The sequence below is a fragment of the Mycobacterium sp. URHB0021 genome (assembly GCF_054057895.1).
On record NZ_JBSRZT010000002.1, the window covers coordinates 6,200,511 to 6,219,623 of the forward strand.

The following is a 19,113-nucleotide window of genomic DNA, read 5'->3' on the forward strand; positions in this document are numbered from 1 at the left end:
CGCGCCGCCTGACGTGAGGACACTACTGTTGCACGGACACCTTCACCTGGACTGAATTTCTGGTGCCCCTCGCCAACGACGAGCTATTGCGCTGGTGTCGCGAACAACGACTCCAAATCGTCTACCTGCTCAACTTGATGTCACTGGGCTGTATGGGCAGCCGCGTGGCCCCTACCTTCCCTCGATCGGATACTGAAGAACGCCAGTGTCGCGCGTTTCGTCAGGAGCAGTCGGTGCGGTCGCTCTGCTCACCGCGGCTAATGTGCAACGACGCGACCCGTCGCGAGGAACTCGGTGATCAACGAATTGATGCGGGCCGGGTCCTCGAGCGCGGCCAGGTGGGCGACCCCTTCGAGCACGGACACGGCCGCGCCGGGAATCGCCTCGGCCATCGCCATCGTCTCCTCAACGGAAAACGTCGCGTCTTCGACGCCGGCGACCACCAGCACGGGCGTCTTGACCGTGGCCAGAAGCGCCCGTTGATCCGGCCGTCGCGGCACCACACTATGAACCGCCCACCCGCCCGACCGCAGGTCGAATCGCTGCACCGAGTCGCGCACGAATGCCACGACATCGGGCCGGGTGCGAAACGTCGTCGGCCCGAGGAACCCCTTGAGCACCGAACGGGTCAGCGGCGGCCGGATCCCGCCGAGCAGCCCGGCCATCCGCAGCATGAAGCCGTACTCGAGTTTCTGCCAGATGCCCGCAGCCGACGCCGTGCCGTTCAGCAGCACCGTACTGCCCACGCGATCGGGGTAGGTGGCTGCGAACGTGCCGCCGATCATGCCGCCCCACGAGTTGCCGATGAAATGCGCGCGCTTCACGCCGAGGCCGTCGAGAATGTCGGCGATGCAGCGGGCGCATTCTTCGAAAGTGAAAGTCTTCGTGAGCTTCTGGCTTTCACCGAAGCCGGGCGGATCGACGAGGATTACTTGATGGCCAGTGCCGAAGTGGTCGGCCTGCGCTGCCCACATGTCACCCGTCATGAGCAGGCTCGGCCAGAACAACATCGCGTCGCCGCTGCCGCCAACCTGCACTCGCACCGACCCCAGCAAGGTCTCAACCGAGTGGTCTACCAGCACGTGGTGCCCATCCTCCCTCGGGTGGACACTGGCGCCCTTGGTGCAGAAGCCTGTTCATCGCGGCGTCCTGGCATCAGGTCGGAAGTGGCTTTCCAGCTTCTGCGCGTCGCTGCGCGTTTCATCGGTGACGCCGACGGCCGCGGCAGCTTGCGCAGTGACGGCGATGGGCCACTGGGTCTCGAACATGATGATTATGCCGTCGGTTTTGATCGGCGCAACTGGGTCGGCGTTCGTTGCCAGTTCCCAGGCGGCTGCGCCGATGCCGTGTGCGCTCAGCATGTTGGTCAGTGCGACCATGCCGCGCTGGTAGCCGGGGACAGTTGCGGAGGCCTCGACGACGCCGACGAGTTCCGAGCTGACATTGCGGTGGAAGTACGGTGGGCGGAAAGTGTCCTCGTTCGCCAGCCACTCGGGAACCACAGCGGAGAAATCCACATTTCCAAGTCCTGGTGTGGCGGTGGCTGAAGTCAGCACCGTGTAGCGGGATGGGTCGGCGTGGTCGAAGGTAACGCTGCCCAGCACCTGGAAGTCTCGAAGATTGTAAACGTAAGGGACGCTGGACCCGTGCCACGCGACCACGTCGAGCGGTGAGTGATCGTACGTCGAGCTCCATAGACTTCCTGCGAGCTTGTGGACCACCTCAACGGGTCCCGCTGTCTCCTCGTATTCGGCGACCGGCGCCCGGAAGTCGCGCGGGTTCGACATTCCGCTCTGGCCCATGAACCCGAGTTCGGGGAGAGAAAACGCCGTACCGAAGTTCTCGCACACGTAGCCGCGGACGAACCCGGACGCCTCGGGGTCGTCACCCGCCTGAATCTCGACGCGGAACTTGATCGCCCGCGGCACGATGGCGATCGAGCCCGGCTCCACACTGAGCGCGCCGAGTTCCGTGTATATCAGCAAACTGCCCAGCTCGGGGACGATCAGCATTTCACCGTCGGCATTACTGAACACCCGGTTCGTCATTGAAGTGTCGGCGGTGTAGAGGTGTATCGCTGCGCCATGTCTTAGCGCCGGGGCGCCATTGCCGCCCAAGGTCCAAAGGCCTGACACGAAATCAGTTCCGACCACCGGTGCTGGTCGGGGTGCCCAGTATCGCCGATTCGGGTCCACCGGGCTCTCACTGAATGGTGGTGCCAGCAGGGTCCCATTGTCGATGCGCGCGAACGGCGGGTGCAGCGTTGAGGGCCGGATCCGATAGAGCCACGTGCGGCGGGTGTTCTGCCGCAGCTCGGTGAAAGCAGTGCCGGACAGAAGCTCGGTGTACAACCCGTGGGGCGGCCGTTGGGGCGTATTGCGGCCAATCGGCAGTGCCCCCGGCAGCGCCTCGCTGTTGTGCTCATTGCCGAACCCGGTTGAATACTTCAGCGAAGACGCTTTGGTGCGGGCGGCTTTTCGTACAGCGTGCTCAGTCTCGATCACTGGCAGTCAACTCCATCCTTGGCGCTGCGTAGCGCTCACCGAATTTTCTGTCTTAGCGGTCTCGCAGGCGCCATTCGCCTCAGTCCGCATCTTCTCGGACACCTCGAACACGGACATCGGCTCCGGCGTCGATGCCGGGGGTCGGCCCAATCGGGCGCAGGTGCGATAGGCGATCGGGCAACGCCACACTGCCACGACTCGGCCCAGTCGGCGCATCCGTAATAGCCCTAGTCCAGACCACCAGTGACACACCAGTTTCCACCGCTGCGCCCCAGTAGGTCGGCATATGGTCCGCAAATTTGGTCATGATTTGAACGGTGACGCGTCAAAACGCGATAGGCCGAAAGGAGGTGGAATTCAGTTGCTGCTGGGTAGGACCCGTGAATGCGGGCAACTCAACGAAATGCTCGACGTGGTGCGCCGCGGTGCGAGCCGAGTACTGGTGCTGCGAGGCGTACCGGGCGTTGGTAAAACCGCACTGCTGGACTATGCCGTCACGTCCGCGCGCGGGTTCAAGGTGATCAGGGCCACCGGTTCCGAATCAGAATCGGCGCTGGCGTTCGCAGCGCTGCATCAGGTGTGTACACCGATCATCGACAAGCTGGACCGGCTGCCAGAGCCCCAACAGGACGCGCTCAGACTCACCTTCGGCATGACGACCGGCGATGTGCCCGACCGGTTATTGATCGGACTGGCGACGTCACGGCTGTTCTCGGAAGCCTCCGCCGAGCAGCCCCTGCTCTGTGTCATCGATAACGAGCACCTGCTGGACCAAGCATCAGCGCAAGCGCTTGCGTTCGTCGGCCGGCGGTTGCGCGACGACCCGGTCGCAATGATATTCGCCACCAGCGGATCCGGTCCTGAGCTAGAAGGACTGCCCGAACTGGAGCTGACGGGGCTGCGCGATGATGACGCCCGCGCCTTGTTGACGTGCGCGCTGCGAGCACCGCTCGACGAGCAAGTGCTCGAGCGCATCGTCGCCGAAACGCAAGGCGTCCCGTTGACCCTGCTGGAACTGCCCAAGGCGATGTCACCCGCCGAGCTTGCCGGCGGATTCGGTATGCCGGCCGCGTCAGGGCCGTCGACCGACATCGAGGAAGCGTTTCGTCGGCAATTCGACGCGCTTCCGTCCGAGTCGAAACTACTGTCGCTGGTGGCCGCCGCCGAGTCGACCGGCGACGCGATCACCGTGTGGCGCGCCGCCGAGCGGTTAGGTATTCACCGGCAGGCTGGTGCGGCGGCCGTCTCCGCAGGGTTACTCGAATTCGGCGCACGGGTTCGGTTTCGTCATCCTCTTGCGCGGTTGGCGGCCTACCGCACGGCAACCCTCGAGAAACGCCTGCGTGTCCATCGAGCGCTAGCCGAAGTGATTGAACCCGAATCGGACCCGGTCCGACAGGTATGGCATCGGGCCCTGGGAGTGGCAGGCCCCGACGATGCGATCGCCGACGAACTCGTAGCGTCGGCCTCCTTGGCCCAGGCGAGAGGAGGAATTGCCGCATCCGCCGCGTTTCTGGCCAAATCGGTCGAACTGACAACCGATCTGAACCGACGCGCTGAACGGGCGTTGGCAGCCGCTACGGCCAAGCAAGACGCGGGAGATCCAGACACAGCCACGGCCATGCTGCGCGTCGCGGAGACAGCAAGCCTTGACAAACTGAACCGCGCCAACGCGGAACTGATCCGAGCCAGGCTCGCCTTCGTGATGAATCGCGGCCGCGATGCGCCAGAGCTCCTGCTGAAGGCCGCCCACCGGTTCAGTCGTCTGGACCCGGCGATGACCCGCTACACGCTGCTCGACGCTTTCGTCGCGGCCCTGTTCGCCGGCCGGCTGGCCGGAGACGACGCATTGCAACGCATTGCCGGATGCGCGCGGGTTACGAAGCCCTGTGCATCACCGCCGACCCCGTTCGATCATCTGCTGGACGGGCTCGCCCTGCTGATCACCGAGGGCTCGAAGGCGGCGGCGCCAGGGTTGCAGCAGGCATTGAGCGCACTTCGCAGCGAAGACATCGCCGACTTACCTCACCTGCGCTGGCTATGGCTCGCTTCTCGGGTGGCCATGGAGTTGTGGGACGACGAGGCCTGGGATCTGCTGTCCGCGCGGCAGATCAAGCGCGCGCGCCAGATTGGTGCACTCAGCGTGCTGCCGATCGCGCTGCGCGCCCGCGTCGGTCTCGAGCTCAGCAGCGGCAAGCTCGACGCCGCCACCATGCTGCACGACGAGTCGCAAGCGTTGACACAACTCACGCGCAGTGAACCGCTGAATTACGGTGCCGTGGTGCTGACGGCCTGGCGAGGAGTCGAGGACATCGGGCCGCTGGTGAATGTCAGCGCGAACAGCGTTGAGCACCGCGGGGAAGGCAGCGGCCTGACCATCGTCGAATGGGCCGCCGCCGTGCACTACAACGCTTCGGGTCGGTACGCCGAAGCGATCCCCGTCGCCGAACGGGCCAGCAGTCGTCGCGAAGTCGGGCTGAGCCTTTGGGCCTTGGTTGAGCTCATCGAGGCGTCCGCCCGAAACGGCCAGCCGAACCGCGCCGCAGATGCGCTTCAGCGCCTCGCCGAAGCCACCCAGGCCAGCGGCACCCACTGGGCGCTCGGAATCGAGGCCCGCTCGCGGGCGCTCCTCACCGCCAGCGCACGTGCCGACACTCTTTACACCGCGGCCATCGATCACCTCAGTCGAACCCGAGCGCACACCGACCTCGGCCGCGCACACCTCGTCTACGGCGAATGGTTACGCCGCCACAGACGCCGAATCCATGCCCGCGCGCAGTTGGCGATCGCACACAAACTTTTTGTGTCGATGGGTTTCGAAGCGTTCGCCAAGCGCAGCCTGCGGGAGCTGAAAGCGACCGGTGGCAGCGCGGCCGCTGCCGGCGAAGAGTCCACAGGGGAACTGACTTCTCGGGAAGCGCAGATCGCGCGACTTGCCCGAGATGGGCTGTCCAACACCGAAATCGGCGGTCAATTGTTCATCAGCCCACGCACCGTCGAATATCACCTGCGCAAGATCTATACCAAACTCGCCATTTCGTCGAGAACCGAATTGCCACAGGTGATATGAGTGAGTCGACTCATGCAGATGTCTTGCAGCATTCGTCCACATTTCGCTTCTGCACTGCGGGACGAACATATGTGAAGGGCCAGAGTTGATCTCGCGTGGCGCTGCTATGGACGAATCTCACGGCTCTGACGGTCATACAAGCCGGCTGTATGCGGCTGCACCTCGGCCACGGCGCACCCGGCTACACATCCGGACGAAGGTTTACCTTGCCGCCGGCCTCGTCACCGTCGTCAGTGTGGTCGTCGCGATCATGTTGGGGCTCAACGGCTTGTACTCGACACACGACGGATCAATCCGATCCAGCACACCAGTCCACGCGTCGCAGGATCACGATGTCGACGACCATCTATTGCCGCTCTTGCCGCCCGGTTACGTGCCGGATACCTGCGCACCGGCCGCAGCGCCAGAAGCAGCCCTCAGGCAAGCGCCTCGTCGGCCAACCATGATGCTGGCGGACTAGTTCACCGACTGCAGTCAAATCGCCTTGGCCGCTCGGAACCCACGATTAAGGTTCCGGATCGTGCCGACGGGTCGAACTCGGTCAATCCGTTTCAGGTATGAAGTGGGTGTCCACGTTGAGCCGGTCCATGACTTCCTGTAGATGCGCAAAACGGGCCATGTCCCAAGGCGGTGGCGTGACACCGGGTTCAGGGTCGTCGCCACCTTCGGAGAAGGACGCCTCTACGCCGGCGGGGTTGAACAGGAACAGCAGTTTCGCTGTGTGCAGGCCCTCGTTGGTGAAGCGGTGCCAAGTACCGCGTGGCACGAATACGAAGTCATCGGTGCTAGCGGTGAAAGTCCATTCCCCATCGAGGAATTCGAGTTCACCGGAGATCAAGTAGAATGCTTCTTCGGGGCCAAAATGGACGTGCGCTGCTGGGCCACCGTCGGGTGGCACGGAGGCTTCGACGAATCCGAGTGCACCATTGGTCGTCTCAGCGGTCGCCTTCAGCGTGTAAACATCGCCAGACACCTACTTGGTCAGTCCGGCCCCAGCCGGGACGAAGAGCGCACCACCCTGAGTCGATGCCGGGTCTTCCGAAGTGGAACCGGCTACGACAAGGCTCAACTCACATTCCTCACAAGTATCCCGAAGCAGGCCGGCGACTCGCTCGCCGATCATGTCGCGGAAGTGGTGGTGGTGGGACCGCAACAAGCTGTGTCTTGACTATGACCGCTGCAACGTGAAATCGACATCAGTGATGTCCCCAGTCATTGTCCCCTGGGTTTCGTACACACGCGGTGCGCAGCGTTGACGGCGCTCAGTAGGACTCCCGCTCGACAGTATCGAGGTTTGCGACCGGGCTTCTCGCCTTCACTGCGCCCTGTCAGGCCGGCGATGCCAGGCACCTTGACCGAAACGCCGACAACCCCATGGCACGCACTTGAACTGACCGGCACCGTCACGGCCCGTTGAGCCGTATTGGCGTGTTCCCGCTGAATGAGTCAGGTGGACCCGAAATCGGGACGCTCTGGCGGCGCTCCCGTCTCGCTTACCGATCGCAAAGGTGACACACCGGCTAATGCAGCTTTTGGCTGGCATTGAGTCCGAACTTCATCACCGCCAGCGACGATGGGGCGGCCGCCCTTGGCCGGGTGACCGCATCGGCGGTCAAGCTCATCGACGGCGTGGACCACGCCGCCGTCATGCTCATCCAAGACGGCCAACTTTGCGCCGTCGCACCGACAGACCCACTCGTCACCCATCTCATTGAACTGGCAAGCCGCGATCTGATGGGACAAGCCAAGGCGTTCTGATGAACACTTTCGGTTGCCACCGTGCGTGCCTTCGAAATGAGGGTGTGGCCGCCATCGAAACACCAACACACCGGTACGGATCATCGCCGAGCAGATCGTCGACACATACGCCGGCGGATCGAGCAGGCGGGCCGCCGTCGAACCGATTTGTGCACAAACGCAGCCAAACCGGACCGGCGAGCAGTCAAGCGCCGCTAGGGACCTGACCTAGCGATCACAGCCTCGAATGGTCTTCTGTGCTCTGATCCAGGCGCTTTGGCATCCGCGAACGCCCCGATACTGGGCGACGAACCAGGGCGTCGTTCCCAAAACCGTTCCCAACGTTCCCAAAGTGAAATGGCCACCAGTTTGACTGGGGGCCATTTGCCTCCGTCAGGGCCACTTTCTCTAGTAGCGGGGACAAGATTCGAACCTGCGACCTCTGGGTTACGAGCTAACCGGTCGCCGTCTCACGCCGCCTCCCGCGTCCCAAGCTTGCAGCTCACGACGAACTACGCGTCCAAGTCATCGCGTCAGGTTCCATGCCATCACGGTCGTTGCGCCGCATTTCGTTCCCAAATCCGTTCCCAAGCAGCGCAGTACCCCGCAATTGCGGCACGCACGCAGGGAAATCTTCACGCACAGTGACAATCTTGACAGAGTTCGACCGAGCACGATGCGTGTGCAACGCCGCCGGTCGCTCGCTGCAGCCTGCTTGCCCAACGAGACATCGGGCAAATGGCGCGCTCGGGGAAGGGCCGATCATCCGAAGAGTTCGGCGGTCGGCCAGGTCTGGTGGTAGTCGGCGTGCTTCAGGATGGCTTCGGCGTCGTCGAGTGGTGGGTAGATCCATTCAGCGTTGATCTGTTGTTTCAACGTCTTTGCCTCGTTGCCAGTCATCTGCACTTCCCGGTCCCAGCCATTGGTGGCCACCGCACCCGCGGCCCCGAGATCCAGGCACGTGGCGTACGGGGTGGGGGCGAAGGGTGCTTGCGGAAGTCCGAGTAGGTCGGCGGCGGCGTTGTACCCGGCGAACTTGCCCAGCGGTACCGCGTGCTGGCAACTTTGCATGACGACGTGGCCGTCTTCTGCGGCCGCCGCGGCGGTATCTCCGGCCGCATACACCTCCGGTACAGATGGGACTCGCAGAAACTCGTCGACGATCAAGCGGCCCAGTGGGTCTCGCTCGCCGGGAATCTGTTCGGTCAGCGGACTGGCCAACATGCCGGCGGTCCACACAGTCGTCGACGCCGCGATCACTTCCCCGCCGGCGAGTCGTACCTGGGAGTCGGTGACCTCCTCCACCGTCGCCCCAAGCCGGACTTCGACCCCGAGTGCGTCAAGCGCGGCGATGATCTGAGGCCGCGGGCCATCGCCGAGTTGCTGACCCACCGCTTGCGAGCGGTCAACCAGCACGACCCGCGCGCGTGAACCCGAGCCGGCCAACTCGGGTAGGCGGCACCCCAGTTCGGTGGCGACCTCCAAGCCGGTGAATCCGGCGCCGATGACGACCGCGCTGAAGAGGCCTTCACGATCTGGTTGGTCTGCAAGCTTGCCCAGATGGCGCTCGAGGGCATCCGCAGCTGTGATGGTGTCAACGTCGAACAGGAACTTCGCCCCGGCCAAGTTGGGTTGCCGCGCGCGGCTACCGGTGGCCAGCACCAACCGGTCATACGGGAGCGTAATCGTCTGTCCCTCGCTGCTGACCGCCTCGACCGTGCGTGCGGATGTATCGATCCCGATCACCGTCGCGCTCACCCGCTCGACGCCGATGGGCCCAAGCACCCGATCGAGTGACACACGCATCTGCGCTGGGTCGCGCTCGTACAACCTGGGGCGGATCACCATGTCGTCGCCGTCGCTGACCAACGTCACCCGCAACTCAGAGGCGTGTACGCCGCCGTCGCGCGCAGCGCGGACGGCACTCGCGGCGCTCCACACACCGGCGAACCCACCCCCCAGAACCAGGATATTTATCATCTAGATCGAACCTCCTACTAGTACTCATTTTGGATTACAAAAAAAGATCGATTTACATGCGGCCGAATGCGCGGCGTACGGCGCCGGCCACTTCCGGGGCGTGCGCGTCGGCTTCCGCTCGCACAGCAGCCAGCGTCTGTGCGGCTAGCGCTGCACGCCAAGCGTTTTCGGCCCTCCCCATCGCGGTCATTACCGCGCAAGGGGGCGAGTAGTCGACATCACCATGGCAAGCGGCGATCGTTCCGCACTGACGAATCTCCTTGCAGCGAAACAACCCATCCTTACCTTCGATGGCGTCCACAACGTCCAACAGTGTGATCGACTCCAGGCCGCGTGCCAGCCGGAACCCACCTTGCGCTCCCGGCTCCGATGTAAGCAAGCCCGCCTTGACCAATCGCTGCAGCTGCTTGTTCAGGTAGGGAGGCGGGTGGTCGTGGCCCGACGCCAAGGTTGCGGTCGAGACTGGTTGGTCGCCTCCGGCCCAACTAAGATTCAGCAGGGCGTGCACCGCCCACTCGACTCCCGCAGGCAATCGCATAACCTAGATACTAAGAATCCTGATTCTGGGTTGTCAAGCCACTCGCCGGTGCGTGGCCTTCCCACGGCGCACGGCGACCATCACGACGCCGCTGCTCCGGACGGGCGGCCTTCGCCGCAGCTGACGACGAACTGCGTACTGGCGTCGAGTCGTCGTTGGTGCTGCTGACCTTCACCGACGGCACGCGCGTCGAGGCCGACATCGTGATTGGAGCCGACGGCCTGCATTCAACGGTAGGCGGCGCGGTCACCGAACCCACACCGGCGACCTACTCCCGGATAGGTCCTTTCGCCTTGCTGACAGGCGGGGCGGTGGCGGAGACCATTTCGTGTTAACGTCGTTGATATAAAAGCCGCATGCCTGGCGTTAGTTAGCAATATGACCAAACCCGGATACGCTCTCGCCAGCGACGACACTGGATCGCGCGTCTGCAGACACAGGCCTCGCTGATCGCCGAACCGACGACTCTGCTCCTTCAGCGCGGCGGCATCCGGCCTGGCATGCGGGTCCTCGACCTCGGCTCACGCCGGGCGACCTCGCATTTCAGGTCGCCCAGATGGTCGGGTCCGACGGATCCGTGGTGGGCATCGAGCAGGATCCCGCTCAGATCGCCGTCGCCGTGCAGCGTCGGGACGGGTTCGGCTTCCGCAATGTCGACTTTCGCCACGGTGACGCGCGCACACTCCTCAATGAGGAACCGTTCGACGCCGCCGTCTGCCGGCTGCTGCTGGTGCACCTGCGCGGCGTTGTCGACATCCTTGCGCACCACATGCGCAACCTGCGTCCCGGCGGTGTCTTCATCGCCATCGACTACGACGTGGTTGGTGTGCGCGCGCTGCCCGAGGTCGAGCTGTATTCACGCCTGATGGAATGGTTGAAGGCCGGCTTCGAATACGCACACGCCGACCTGTTCGTCGGGATGCGCTTTCCCCTGCTCTTCGAGCAGGCGGGCTTCCGGGACGCCGGGACCCTCGGGTTACGGGCCTACTGGCCGCCGAGAAGCTCACGCGCAGTGGCGTACATGGTCGGTGTTGTGCGCGCGATGAAAGACGCGATAGTGAACTCCGGTGTCGCGACCGAGGAGGAGATCGGTCTGGACACGCTCGAGCTGCGACTGGGCGAGGCCTTCACGTCGGCGAACGCGGTGTTCTCATTGCCGACTGTGGTCGGCAGATGGGGACGGCGACCCGAGTAGGTGCTCGCGTACAGGTTTCGGTGCTCGAACAGGAATAGGGCAAGATCGAATACGAGAATTTGTCAGTAAGTTTCATCACCCGTGCGGGCATCGGATTGTGCGGACGGCCATGCGATATGCGCTCGCGGTGTCGACCAATGGCACTGTGGATGCCGACAACGCGCGCCACACAGATGCAACAATCCGATGTGCGTCAAAGTGAGTGGGTCAGGGGCGTTGCCGCGCGAGGCGGTTCGTAGCGGCGTGCGGGATGCCGATGCCTTACTCGGTGCCGAGCCCCCTAGTTCTGAGGCGCATTCGGGGTTGGGGTCGTTCGCTGTACGAGATCAGACTTGGTTGTCGTCGTGACGAGTCCAAAGGCTGGGGTCGCGATGCAAGGGTCTGTTGCGAGAGGAACTTCGCTGCGCCACCGGATAGATCGGCGGGATCGAGCATGCCGTCGAGCCGTTTCGCGGCCGGTCTCCACGCCGGCACCCTCGTGAAGACCCGCGACCGTCATTCACGAACCTTCCATGACCGTCGCGTTCCACGCGACGGAGCCATGGTTACCTGACGAGTCCAATATCGAGGTTCGTACTTCGGGTTCCCTTGTGGCGTGTCTCGTCCGGGACGCGCTTCATCCTGGCGACTGACACGCAGTCGGACGGTGTCAGATGCAAGTGTCAAATGCATAGCGCGCGAGCGCAATTAGAGGTTACCGCCGGCGGTCAGCAACCGTGGTTCGCGGCTGGGGTGGTCCTACGACGTCAGGGCAGCACGCAACGTCTGCGACGGCGACTCGCCGAACTTGCCTTCGTAGTTCTGGGCAAACCGTCCTAGATGATTGAAGCCCCAGCTGAACGCAACGTCACTGACCTTGGTGCCGTCGACACCACGCTGCAGGTCCGCACGGACTCCGTCGAGTCGCGTCTGGCGCACGTAGGTCATCGGCGACATCCCGAACTGTTCGTGGAACAGGTTCTGTAACTGGCGTGAGCTGATCCCCGCGACGACGGCGAGATCGCCCATCGTGAACTGCGACCCGGGCACCGACTCGATGTGATCGAGAACCTTCTGCACTGCTCTGGGGTTGCGGGCCTCGGCCGGCGCGTAAACCTGTGACGTCATCGAGTGCGGCTGCTGCACGAGCAGACCCGAGATCAACGATTTCTCCAGGTATTCGACGTGTGACGCAAGCCCGTTGGTCGCGACGACGTGCGGATCGTCGAGGGTCTCGATGAGGAGCTTGACGATCGACAGCCACCGAGCCCCGGCCGGACTCGTCAGATCCATCTCCAGGTCGAAGCGAATGTGTTTGTCGACGGGGCGACCCAAGATGTGCGCCAACTCGCTTTCCAGTCCGGCGCGGTCGATCTTGATGCAGACCTGCGTCGCGTCTGCCCCCCAGCGTGGAAGCACCGTGTGCTGGTGAGGCGTGAACACGGCGGCGCGCTCAGCAGTCGCGACCATCTGCTGCTCACCACACCAGGAGACCACCTCGCCCGAGACTGGCACGTTTACGTGATAGGCGCCTAGATCACCGGGATCGACGGAGACCTCGGTCCCGGGCCGAGCCAGCCCAATGGTCAGATACTTCAACCGGGCCGCGGAGAGCTCCGCGGAAGAGACCCGGTTCTGACCGCCTATCAGGTCGACGTGTGCGGGGTAGAACACGCTGTTGAGACTTGTCCGGAACTCGTCGATGTCCTCGGTGATGCAGTGCGTGCTGGCATCGCCCTGGACGGGAACCGACAGGTGGGCGCTCACATCACCTTCAACACCACCTGGGCACTAAATCTTTCGTCGTCGACCTCATTCAATGGGATACCCGCCATGAGGCCCCACGCGTTTCCGCTAGCGGACACCCGATCGCGTAAAGCGGATTTCTGGGGCCTCTCAACTCTCAATATCGTCAACTGCAGTGGCGCCGGTCGCCTGGCGGCGCCGATCATACGTATCTCACTGCATAGAGGAGAATTCCATGACTCAGATACTCGAAGCCACGACGTCGGTCGATTTGATCGGCACCGACGCGTCACGGCCGAACCGCGAGGTCGTCGCAAAGGCCAGCGCACTTATACCGCTCATCCGCGAGTACGCCGAACAGAGTTCCGCCGACCGGCAAGTGGCCCCTGAGGTAATGGCTGCGCTCGAAGCCCAGGGCCTGTTCAAGGTGTTCGTCCCACGTCGGTACGGCGGTTACGAAGAGAACCTGCGCACCGCCATGGAGACGGTCGCGGAGGTCGCCCGTGGTGATGGATCCACCGCATGGGCAGTCGCGCTGCTCAACGTGTGCACGTGGTTTGCCACCACGTTCTCACAAGAGGCCCAGGATGACGTGTTCGGGGCAAACCCGGACGCGAAGTGCTGCGGGATATTCACACCCGGAAGCAAGGCGGTGCGGGTTGACGGCGGCTACAGGGTCAGCGGCCAATGGGGCTACTCCTCGGGATCGTTCGCCGCGGACTGGGGCGTCCTCGGTCTGGCGCTCGATGTGGAGGAAGGCGAGGATCCCCGGGCGCTGGCGCTCATTCCCAAGGAGGCGTGGACCATCAAACCGACCTGGTTCGTTGCCGGTATGAAGGGCTCGGGCAGCGACACCATCGTCGTCGAGGATCACTTCGTTCCCGACCACCGAGTCCAGCGGTTCGTCGCCATGCGGGAAGCGGACTACGCCACGCCACACAGGGCAACCGAACGCAACTCCAACATGGCCTTCATGGCCGTCGCCGCGTTGATCCTGGTCGGTGCGCAGTTGGGGCTGGCCCGCCACGCGATGGAGCTGACCCTGCAGAAGCTTCCGAACAAGATGGTGGCCTACACGAAGTACAAGGCAGCCAAGAACTCACCGACACATCAACTCGGCGTGGCCGCCGCCGCCACCAAATTCAACCTGGCCGAGCTGTTGATGCAGCAGGCGACCGCCGACATCGACAACGCAGCTGCCCGCGGTGAGCTGCCCGACCTGATCACCCGTGGACGTATCCGCAACAACACCGGCATCATCGCCGAACTCGTCAAGGACGGGATAGACATCCTGATGACCACCAACGGTGCCGGATCGTTCGCCGATGCCAATGTGCTCAGCCAGATCTGGCGGGATGCCGAGATCGCAGGACGCCACGCCTACGTCACACCCGAGGTCGGCAAGGAGGTCTACGGACGCCTGCTGATCGGCGCCGACGACGCTCTCACGATGGATGTGTAGCGCCATGGCCCCGAACACACCCCCGACCTCCCATGGACCGGTCGATCCAGCAGCGTTCCGCCGGTCGATGCGCCACGTTCCCACCGCGGTCGCCATCGTGACGACGACGGTGGGAACGACACCGGTTGGCTTGACGGTCGGGTCGTTCGCGTCGGTGTCGCTCGAACCCGCGCTCGTCACGTTCTTCGTCGACAAGCAGTCGACCACCTGGCCCCTAATGCATGATTCGGCAACCTTCGCATTCAACATTCTCGGCCACGGGATGGGTGAGCGGTGCAGATCATTCGCCGGCAAGGGCGCCGACCGCTTCGCCGGCATCCAATGGAACCCCTCCGAGGACGGCGACCCGATACTCACCGAGGCATCAGTGGTATTCGAATGCACGAAGCACTCCACCCAATGCCTGGGCGACCACATCCAGATCGTCGGCGAGGTGCGCCGTCTCCAGGTCTTCCGAGAAGAGCTTCCTCTCGTATATCACCAGGGGACATTTCTCAATCTCGACCACCTGCTGAGCGCCTGACGACCCTGAACCGCCGCTGACAACATTCACGCGAAGGAAGAACGCCATGGTTTACGAATATGCTTATGTCACAGTCGACGTCGATAAAGTCGTCGAATCCGAGGCGGCGTTCGCCGACGCCAAGAAGTACCTTCTCGACGCCGACGGCGGCAAGACCGCTCAGATCGTCCGCAGCGTCGACCGACCGGGCTTGTACCTACTGCGCGTCGCGTGGGATTCCGTCGAAGATCACACCGAGCGCTTCGCGGTATCGGTCAACGGCCGACGGCTCGATGCGGCGATCGGTCACTACTTCGTCGAGACACCCCAGGTGATTCACATCGAGGACACTGCCGTATGACTACCACTCATGTCGGAGACGACGCTCACGCCCTCACCGATGAGGTGATCCGGTCCTTTCAGAACACGCCGGATGCAAGAACCAAGGCCATCCTGACGTCGCTGGTGCACCATCTGCACGACTTCGTCCGAGACATCGAACCCTCCCTCGCGGAATGGGAGACCGCGATCGGGTTCCTGACCGAAGTTGGCCGGAAATGCGACCCCGTCCGACAGGAATTCGTCCTTCTATCCGATGTTCTCGGGGTATCGATGCTGGTCGAGACAATCAACGACCAGCAGGCACCGGGGGCTACGGACAGCACCGTGCTCGGCCCATTTCACATGACCGAGTCCCCACGGCGCCAGCTCGGCGACACCATCGACGAGGTCGGAAGCCCTCACGAATTGGTGGTTGCCGGAACGGTCCGTAGCACCACCGGCCAAGCCCTCGCGCATGCCACCGTCGATGTGTGGCAGTGCAACGAGGAAGGCTTCTACGACGTCCAGCAACCCGACACCCAGCCTCCCGGAAACGGGCGCGGCCTATTCACCACCGACGCCCAGGGTCGGTTCTGGTTTCGCACGGTGAAGCCGAGCCACTATCCCATTCCCACCGACGGCCCGGTGGGCACGCTGCTCCACGCGACCCGTCGACATCCCTACCGGCCCGCCCACGTCCACTTCATCGCCAACGCCGCAGAGCATCGCCCACTGACGACGCACATCTTCGTACCCGAGAGTCCGTACCTGGACTCCGACGCGGTCTTCGCCGTCAAACAATCCTTGATCGGATACTTGAGTACCGTCGACGCCGCCGACGCACCACGATTCGGCGTCAAACCCGGAACCCTCTCAGCCACAGTGAATTTAGTCCTGGCACCCGATCAAGTTGGCGGCCTAGATGTTCGCTGACTCGTTCTCCCACACCGCGCAACCGATGCGCGTGGTGTTCGGACGAGGGCTGCAACCGCTCAGGGAACAGGTGTGGGAGCTGGGAGTGAGCCGGGCAGTGGTGATTTCCACACCAGGCCGGACAGCGTTGGCCCGTAAAGTCGCCGACACCATCGGATCCGCCGTCATCGACGTGTTGGGTGAAGCCGTCATGCATGTACCGGTAGCGGTGGTCGATCAGTCCGAGCGGCGGTGCCGCAATCTCGGTTGCGACGGCTACATCGCCGTGGGAGGTGGATCGGCGATTGGTTTGGCTAAAGCACTTGCCCTGAGAACCGGGGCACCCGTGATCGCCATCCCGACGACGTATGCCGGGTCGGAGATGACTCCCGTCTGGGGTGTCACCGAGAACCGCGTGAAGACAACGGGTCGGGACGCTGCGGTCCTGCCGCGCGCGGTCCTGTACGACCCGACACTGACCGTCGACCTCCCCGTATCGATCTCCATCGCTAGCGGCATGAACGCGATCGCTCACGCAATGGAAGGTTTGTATGCACCGGACCGATCCCCCATCGTGTCCTTGATGGCACGGGAGGGTGCGCGCGCGGTGGCCGCGGCCTTGCCGAGAATCGTTCGCAATCCCCACGATCTGGGCGCTCGTAGCGAAGCGCTCTACGGCGCCTGGCTTTGCGGCGCCGTCCTTGGTGCCACCACGATGTCCTTGCATCACAAGTTGTGCCACGTTCTAGGAGGCAGCTTCGATCTGCCTCATGCCCAGACTCACGCAATCGTGCTCCCCCACGTGATGGCCTTCAACGCGCCCTTTGCACCCGACATGGTCGAGGGACTGACCGGCGCATTCGGCGACGGTGACCCGTGGACGGCACTCTGGCGGCTTCAGCAAAGGCTTCCGATGCCGACGGCCTTGTCCGATCTTGGGCTACGCCACGGCGATCCGACCGAGGTCGCGCGACAAGTAACGGCCACGCTCTCTGACAACCCCCGCCCCATCACGCCGGCCGACGTCTACACGGTTCTCACCCAGGCGTGGGCAGGCCAGGAACCCGACCCGTCGGCCACCGCCGCCGAACCAGTCCAAGTTCTGAACGAGGAATCTTCATGACCGACTTTCCGCCGTCCGCCGCTAGCACTGACGCCGTCCTTCACAGTGTCCACATCACCTGGAAACCCGGCATCGACGACGCGCACGCCACGCGCGTAGCCAGCGCGCTCAACACCTACGCCGCCACCGTCCCCGGGCTCCTGTTCTTCCGGGCAGGAAGCGATCTCGGGCTGCGCGAGAACACAGCCGACTTTGGAATCGTGGCGTTGTTCGACAACAGCCAGAGTTATCGGGCCTATGCCGTCGACGACCCGCACGTCGCCATCATCACTGACCTCATCGAGCCTGCGACGCAAACGAGGTCCTCTACCCAGACAGCGCTCACCCCCTAGCGCACCTAGGGCGCGCCCCCGGCGCACTGTTGGGGGCGACCCCGACATCCGGGCAGCCTGCCACACCGCGGCCTCGGCCTCGTCACCGGCGCGCTGCCCATCCAGTAAACCCAACACCGCTGGGAAGGTTCGCCAGGTCATCCGGCTAATCATGAAAGGCCTTGCTGGCACGAATACTCGCGTACCAGACTCCTGCGATGGGTCACTTCTTTCCCGATCGGCGTGCTGTTGGCGGAGCTGCGCAACCGGGGGCATGACGTCGCGCTGCGTGGCTCCATCCTTCGGTGTTCGTGGCCTCAGGCACCGCGGCTGCGTTGCTCATCGGTGGTGCTGTCTGGGTCGGGCATCCAGACAGTGATCGCCTGCTGCTTGATGCGGACCTTCAGTTGTCTAGTCGTGCCCCGGGCGCCCCCATCGAGTCCGTAGGGCATGCGAGGGGACAAGGGAACGTCGATGCGCCGGCCCGACGTAGTCGACAGGAACCGGGACTGATCGGCCTCGCCCCGTACCGCGCGGCCGGCAAGCCGCGCCCAGTCGCTGAGCCGTTCGGCATGCAGCACGCCGATGTCAAAACGGCCGTCGGCTGGATCGGCCCGAGGGAGCAGGGTGATGCCGCCGAACAGGTCACCGACGTTAGCGACGAGCACACACGGCGTCGAGCCGCTAATCCAGAGCCGGTCATCGACGCACACCTCGGCGTGCACCGAGGCTTTCTTCAGGTTCTTTACACCCGTGTAGACGTAGGCGACGCGGCCGAGGCGGTCCTTCATGGTCCGCGAGGCATCCTCGATCATCAACGCATCAAGGCGACGCCGGCCATTACGCCGAACCGCTCGCCGTTGAAGGTGCCCACATCCATGCGCCTCGGCACCCGCTGCTTGCAGGGCCGAAGCTGGGCGCCGAAGAACGTTACGTCGCCACTACTGAAATCGACGCCACGACCTCGTATGGCGGCAAGACGCAAACCGATCAGTCAGTTCGCACATCGCCTGGAAGCGGCGAGTCGACATCTTCTGCACCACAGGGGATTTCAGTATTCGGTGGTGGTGCGGCACTCGAAAGAGCTGGGCAGAAGGATCGGGATGGATGCCGAACGGGAACGCGGGGTCGGCCAAACGGTGTTGCGCAACGAGTTGCGACGGCGGCCAGTTTGAGTGGCAGATCGACGAGATTGAGCGAATCGGAGGTTGTCATTGGCTGCTTGACACAAGGCGCCGTTGTAATCGGCGCAGCGCGCAGCCAAGGGCGTAACCGCGCGTCGGGCCTCGCGCGAAGGCGCTTCGAACATCGGCGTAAATGTCGCAGGCGGACGTTTGGCATCGCCGAAAAAGCCCTCGCGCATTAGTGGATGGGTCGCCGCGACGGCCGGGCCGTGCTAGCGCTAGGAGCCCTGCCGCAGCTCCGCCTCGGCCCGGTGCCAGTTCTCCTCATCAGTCCCGCCGTCTCCGGATTGGGAGATGTGATAGGCGCGCTCGGCGATGATCTCCTGCGTGATCTCCGGCGCCGCCGCCTTCCTCGACATCGCGCCGTGGGTGGTCGGCTTCCCCGTCACCACCGCTTCTATCTTCGTCTCCTTCGCCATATCGGTGCTCCTCCTCGTTGGCGATCGAGCTTGGGGCTTTGTACCCGGTCTTGCGCGGGCGACATTCATCTCGGCGCGACGCGTCGCCACATTCACGCCGACGTTCAGGACTACCAGCCAGCCACCAGTC

General features: G+C 63.7%; 18 protein-coding genes. 9 read left to right on the forward strand and 9 right to left on the reverse strand.

All coding sequences use genetic code 11. The annotated features are described in order from the left end of the window. Positions 1-257 precede the first annotated feature (257 nt). Positions 258-1,010 (reverse strand): alpha/beta fold hydrolase, encoded by a 753-nt coding sequence (locus ACVWWN_RS32905; RefSeq protein WP_457149366.1) that lies wholly within the window; start codon positions 1,008-1,010, stop codon positions 258-260. A gap of 126 nt (positions 1,011-1,136) precedes the next feature. Further along, positions 1,137-2,504: a homogentisate 1,2-dioxygenase gene (locus tag ACVWWN_RS32910; RefSeq protein ID WP_457147587.1), complete on the reverse strand. Its 1,368-nt coding sequence runs from the start codon at positions 2,502-2,504 to the stop codon at positions 1,137-1,139. Between the two features lie 361 nt (positions 2,505-2,865). Here ACVWWN_RS32910 and ACVWWN_RS32915 point away from each other — a divergent pair, with 361 nt between their 5' ends. Beyond that, the gene (locus tag ACVWWN_RS32915) at positions 2,866-5,574 is read left to right on the forward strand and encodes an AAA family ATPase (RefSeq protein ID WP_457147588.1); all 2,709 of its coding nucleotides are present in this window, start codon (positions 2,866-2,868) and stop codon (positions 5,572-5,574) included. 541 nt (positions 5,575-6,115) lie between these two features. Here ACVWWN_RS32915 and ACVWWN_RS32920 read toward each other — a convergent pair. The 4 genes from ACVWWN_RS32920 to ACVWWN_RS32935 all read right to left on the reverse strand — a co-directional run bounded on the left by ACVWWN_RS32920 (position 6,116) and on the right by ACVWWN_RS32935 (position 9,829). Further along, positions 6,116-6,547 carry a cupin domain-containing protein gene (locus ACVWWN_RS32920; protein WP_457147589.1) on the reverse strand — a complete coding sequence of 144 codons (432 nt, stop codon included), beginning with the start codon at positions 6,545-6,547 and terminating at the stop codon, positions 6,116-6,118. Positions 6,548-7,094: 547 nt separating this feature from the next. Beyond that, on the reverse strand, positions 7,095-7,403 hold the full coding sequence (locus ACVWWN_RS32925; RefSeq protein WP_457147590.1) for a DUF1570 domain-containing protein: 309 nt from the start codon (positions 7,401-7,403) through the stop codon (positions 7,095-7,097). Between the two features lie 670 nt (positions 7,404-8,073). After that, positions 8,074-9,291, reverse strand: coding sequence for an NAD(P)/FAD-dependent oxidoreductase (locus tag ACVWWN_RS32930; RefSeq protein WP_457147591.1), 1,218 nt, complete (start codon positions 9,289-9,291; stop codon positions 8,074-8,076). Between the two features lie 52 nt (positions 9,292-9,343). Further along, complete coding sequence (locus tag ACVWWN_RS32935; protein ID WP_457147592.1) at positions 9,344-9,829, reverse strand: RrF2 family transcriptional regulator; 486 nt, start codon at positions 9,827-9,829, stop codon at positions 9,344-9,346. Positions 9,830-9,984: 155 nt separating this feature from the next. On the opposite strand from ACVWWN_RS32935, the gene ACVWWN_RS32940 reads away from it, so the two are divergent. Beyond that, positions 9,985-10,164, forward strand: coding sequence for a hypothetical protein (locus ACVWWN_RS32940; protein WP_457147593.1), 180 nt, complete (start codon positions 9,985-9,987; stop codon positions 10,162-10,164). Between the two features lie 80 nt (positions 10,165-10,244). Further along, positions 10,245-11,024 carry a methyltransferase domain-containing protein gene (locus ACVWWN_RS32945; protein WP_457149367.1) on the forward strand — a complete coding sequence of 260 codons (780 nt, stop codon included), beginning with the start codon at positions 10,245-10,247 and terminating at the stop codon, positions 11,022-11,024. Between the two features lie 738 nt (positions 11,025-11,762). On the opposite strand, the gene ACVWWN_RS32950 is transcribed toward ACVWWN_RS32945, so the two are convergent. Further along, a complete protein-coding gene (locus ACVWWN_RS32950; protein ID WP_457147594.1) occupies positions 11,763-12,770 on the reverse strand; it encodes an AraC family transcriptional regulator in 1,008 nt (335 codons plus the stop codon). Positions 12,771-12,984: 214 nt separating this feature from the next. Between ACVWWN_RS32950 and ACVWWN_RS32955 the strand changes: the two genes are divergently transcribed. From ACVWWN_RS32955 to ACVWWN_RS32980, 6 genes are read left to right on the forward strand one after another with little or no spacing between them, the layout of a single operon-like run. Beyond that, on the forward strand, positions 12,985-14,211 hold the full coding sequence (locus tag ACVWWN_RS32955; RefSeq protein WP_457147595.1) for an acyl-CoA dehydrogenase family protein: 1,227 nt from the start codon (positions 12,985-12,987) through the stop codon (positions 14,209-14,211). Positions 14,212-14,215: 4 nt separating this feature from the next. Next, on the forward strand, positions 14,216-14,734 hold the full coding sequence (locus tag ACVWWN_RS32960) for a flavin reductase family protein (RefSeq protein WP_457147596.1): 519 nt from the start codon (positions 14,216-14,218) through the stop codon (positions 14,732-14,734). Between the two features lie 46 nt (positions 14,735-14,780). Next, on the forward strand, positions 14,781-15,074 hold the full coding sequence (locus tag ACVWWN_RS32965) for an antibiotic biosynthesis monooxygenase family protein (protein ID WP_457147597.1): 294 nt from the start codon (positions 14,781-14,783) through the stop codon (positions 15,072-15,074). After that, positions 15,071-15,967, forward strand: coding sequence for a dioxygenase family protein (locus tag ACVWWN_RS32970; protein WP_457147598.1), 897 nt, complete (start codon positions 15,071-15,073; stop codon positions 15,965-15,967). Before ACVWWN_RS32965 ends, ACVWWN_RS32970 begins: the two co-directional genes overlap by 4 nt. Further along, positions 15,957-17,069, forward strand: a complete 1,113-nt coding sequence (locus ACVWWN_RS32975; protein WP_457147599.1) for a maleylacetate reductase — start codon at positions 15,957-15,959, stop codon at positions 17,067-17,069. Before ACVWWN_RS32970 ends, ACVWWN_RS32975 begins: the two co-directional genes overlap by 11 nt. Further along, on the forward strand, positions 17,066-17,401 hold the full coding sequence (locus ACVWWN_RS32980) for a Dabb family protein (protein ID WP_457147600.1): 336 nt from the start codon (positions 17,066-17,068) through the stop codon (positions 17,399-17,401). The genes ACVWWN_RS32975 and ACVWWN_RS32980 overlap by 4 nt, the downstream gene beginning before the upstream one ends. A 296-nt stretch (positions 17,402-17,697) precedes the next feature. Here ACVWWN_RS32980 and ACVWWN_RS32985 read toward each other — a convergent pair whose 3' ends face one another. Together ACVWWN_RS32985 and ACVWWN_RS32990 are read right to left on the reverse strand one after the other, a co-directional pair. Next, the gene (locus ACVWWN_RS32985; RefSeq protein ID WP_457147601.1) at positions 17,698-18,195 is read right to left on the reverse strand and encodes a diacylglycerol/lipid kinase family protein; all 498 of its coding nucleotides are present in this window, start codon (positions 18,193-18,195) and stop codon (positions 17,698-17,700) included. Positions 18,196-18,782: 587 nt separating this feature from the next. Continuing rightward, the gene (locus ACVWWN_RS32990) at positions 18,783-18,983 is read right to left on the reverse strand and encodes a hypothetical protein (protein ID WP_457147602.1); all 201 of its coding nucleotides are present in this window, start codon (positions 18,981-18,983) and stop codon (positions 18,783-18,785) included. Positions 18,984-19,113 lie beyond the last annotated feature (130 nt).

Coding starts and splice junctions, on each gene's coding strand:
- ACVWWN_RS32905 (WP_457149366.1), bottom strand. CDS start 1,010: ATGTTGTTCTGGCCGAGCCTGCTCATGACGGGTGACATGTGGGCAGCG.
- ACVWWN_RS32930 (WP_457147591.1), bottom strand. CDS start 9,291: ATGATAAATATCCTGGTTCTGGGGGGTGGGTTCGCCGGTGTGTGGAGC.
- ACVWWN_RS32935 (WP_457147592.1), bottom strand. CDS start 9,829: ATGCGATTGCCTGCGGGAGTCGAGTGGGCGGTGCACGCCCTGCTGAAT.
- ACVWWN_RS32955 (WP_457147595.1), top strand. CDS start 12,985: ATGACTCAGATACTCGAAGCCACGACGTCGGTCGATTTGATCGGCACC.
- ACVWWN_RS32960 (WP_457147596.1), top strand. CDS start 14,216: ATGGCCCCGAACACACCCCCGACCTCCCATGGACCGGTCGATCCAGCA.
- ACVWWN_RS32965 (WP_457147597.1), top strand. CDS start 14,781: ATGGTTTACGAATATGCTTATGTCACAGTCGACGTCGATAAAGTCGTC.
- ACVWWN_RS32970 (WP_457147598.1), top strand. CDS start 15,071: ATGACTACCACTCATGTCGGAGACGACGCTCACGCCCTCACCGATGAG.
- ACVWWN_RS32975 (WP_457147599.1), top strand. CDS start 15,957: ATGTTCGCTGACTCGTTCTCCCACACCGCGCAACCGATGCGCGTGGTG.
- ACVWWN_RS32980 (WP_457147600.1), top strand. CDS start 17,066: ATGACCGACTTTCCGCCGTCCGCCGCTAGCACTGACGCCGTCCTTCAC.
- ACVWWN_RS32985 (WP_457147601.1), bottom strand. CDS start 18,195: ATGATCGAGGATGCCTCGCGGACCATGAAGGACCGCCTCGGCCGCGTC.
- ACVWWN_RS32990 (WP_457147602.1), bottom strand. CDS start 18,983: ATGGCGAAGGAGACGAAGATAGAAGCGGTGGTGACGGGGAAGCCGACC.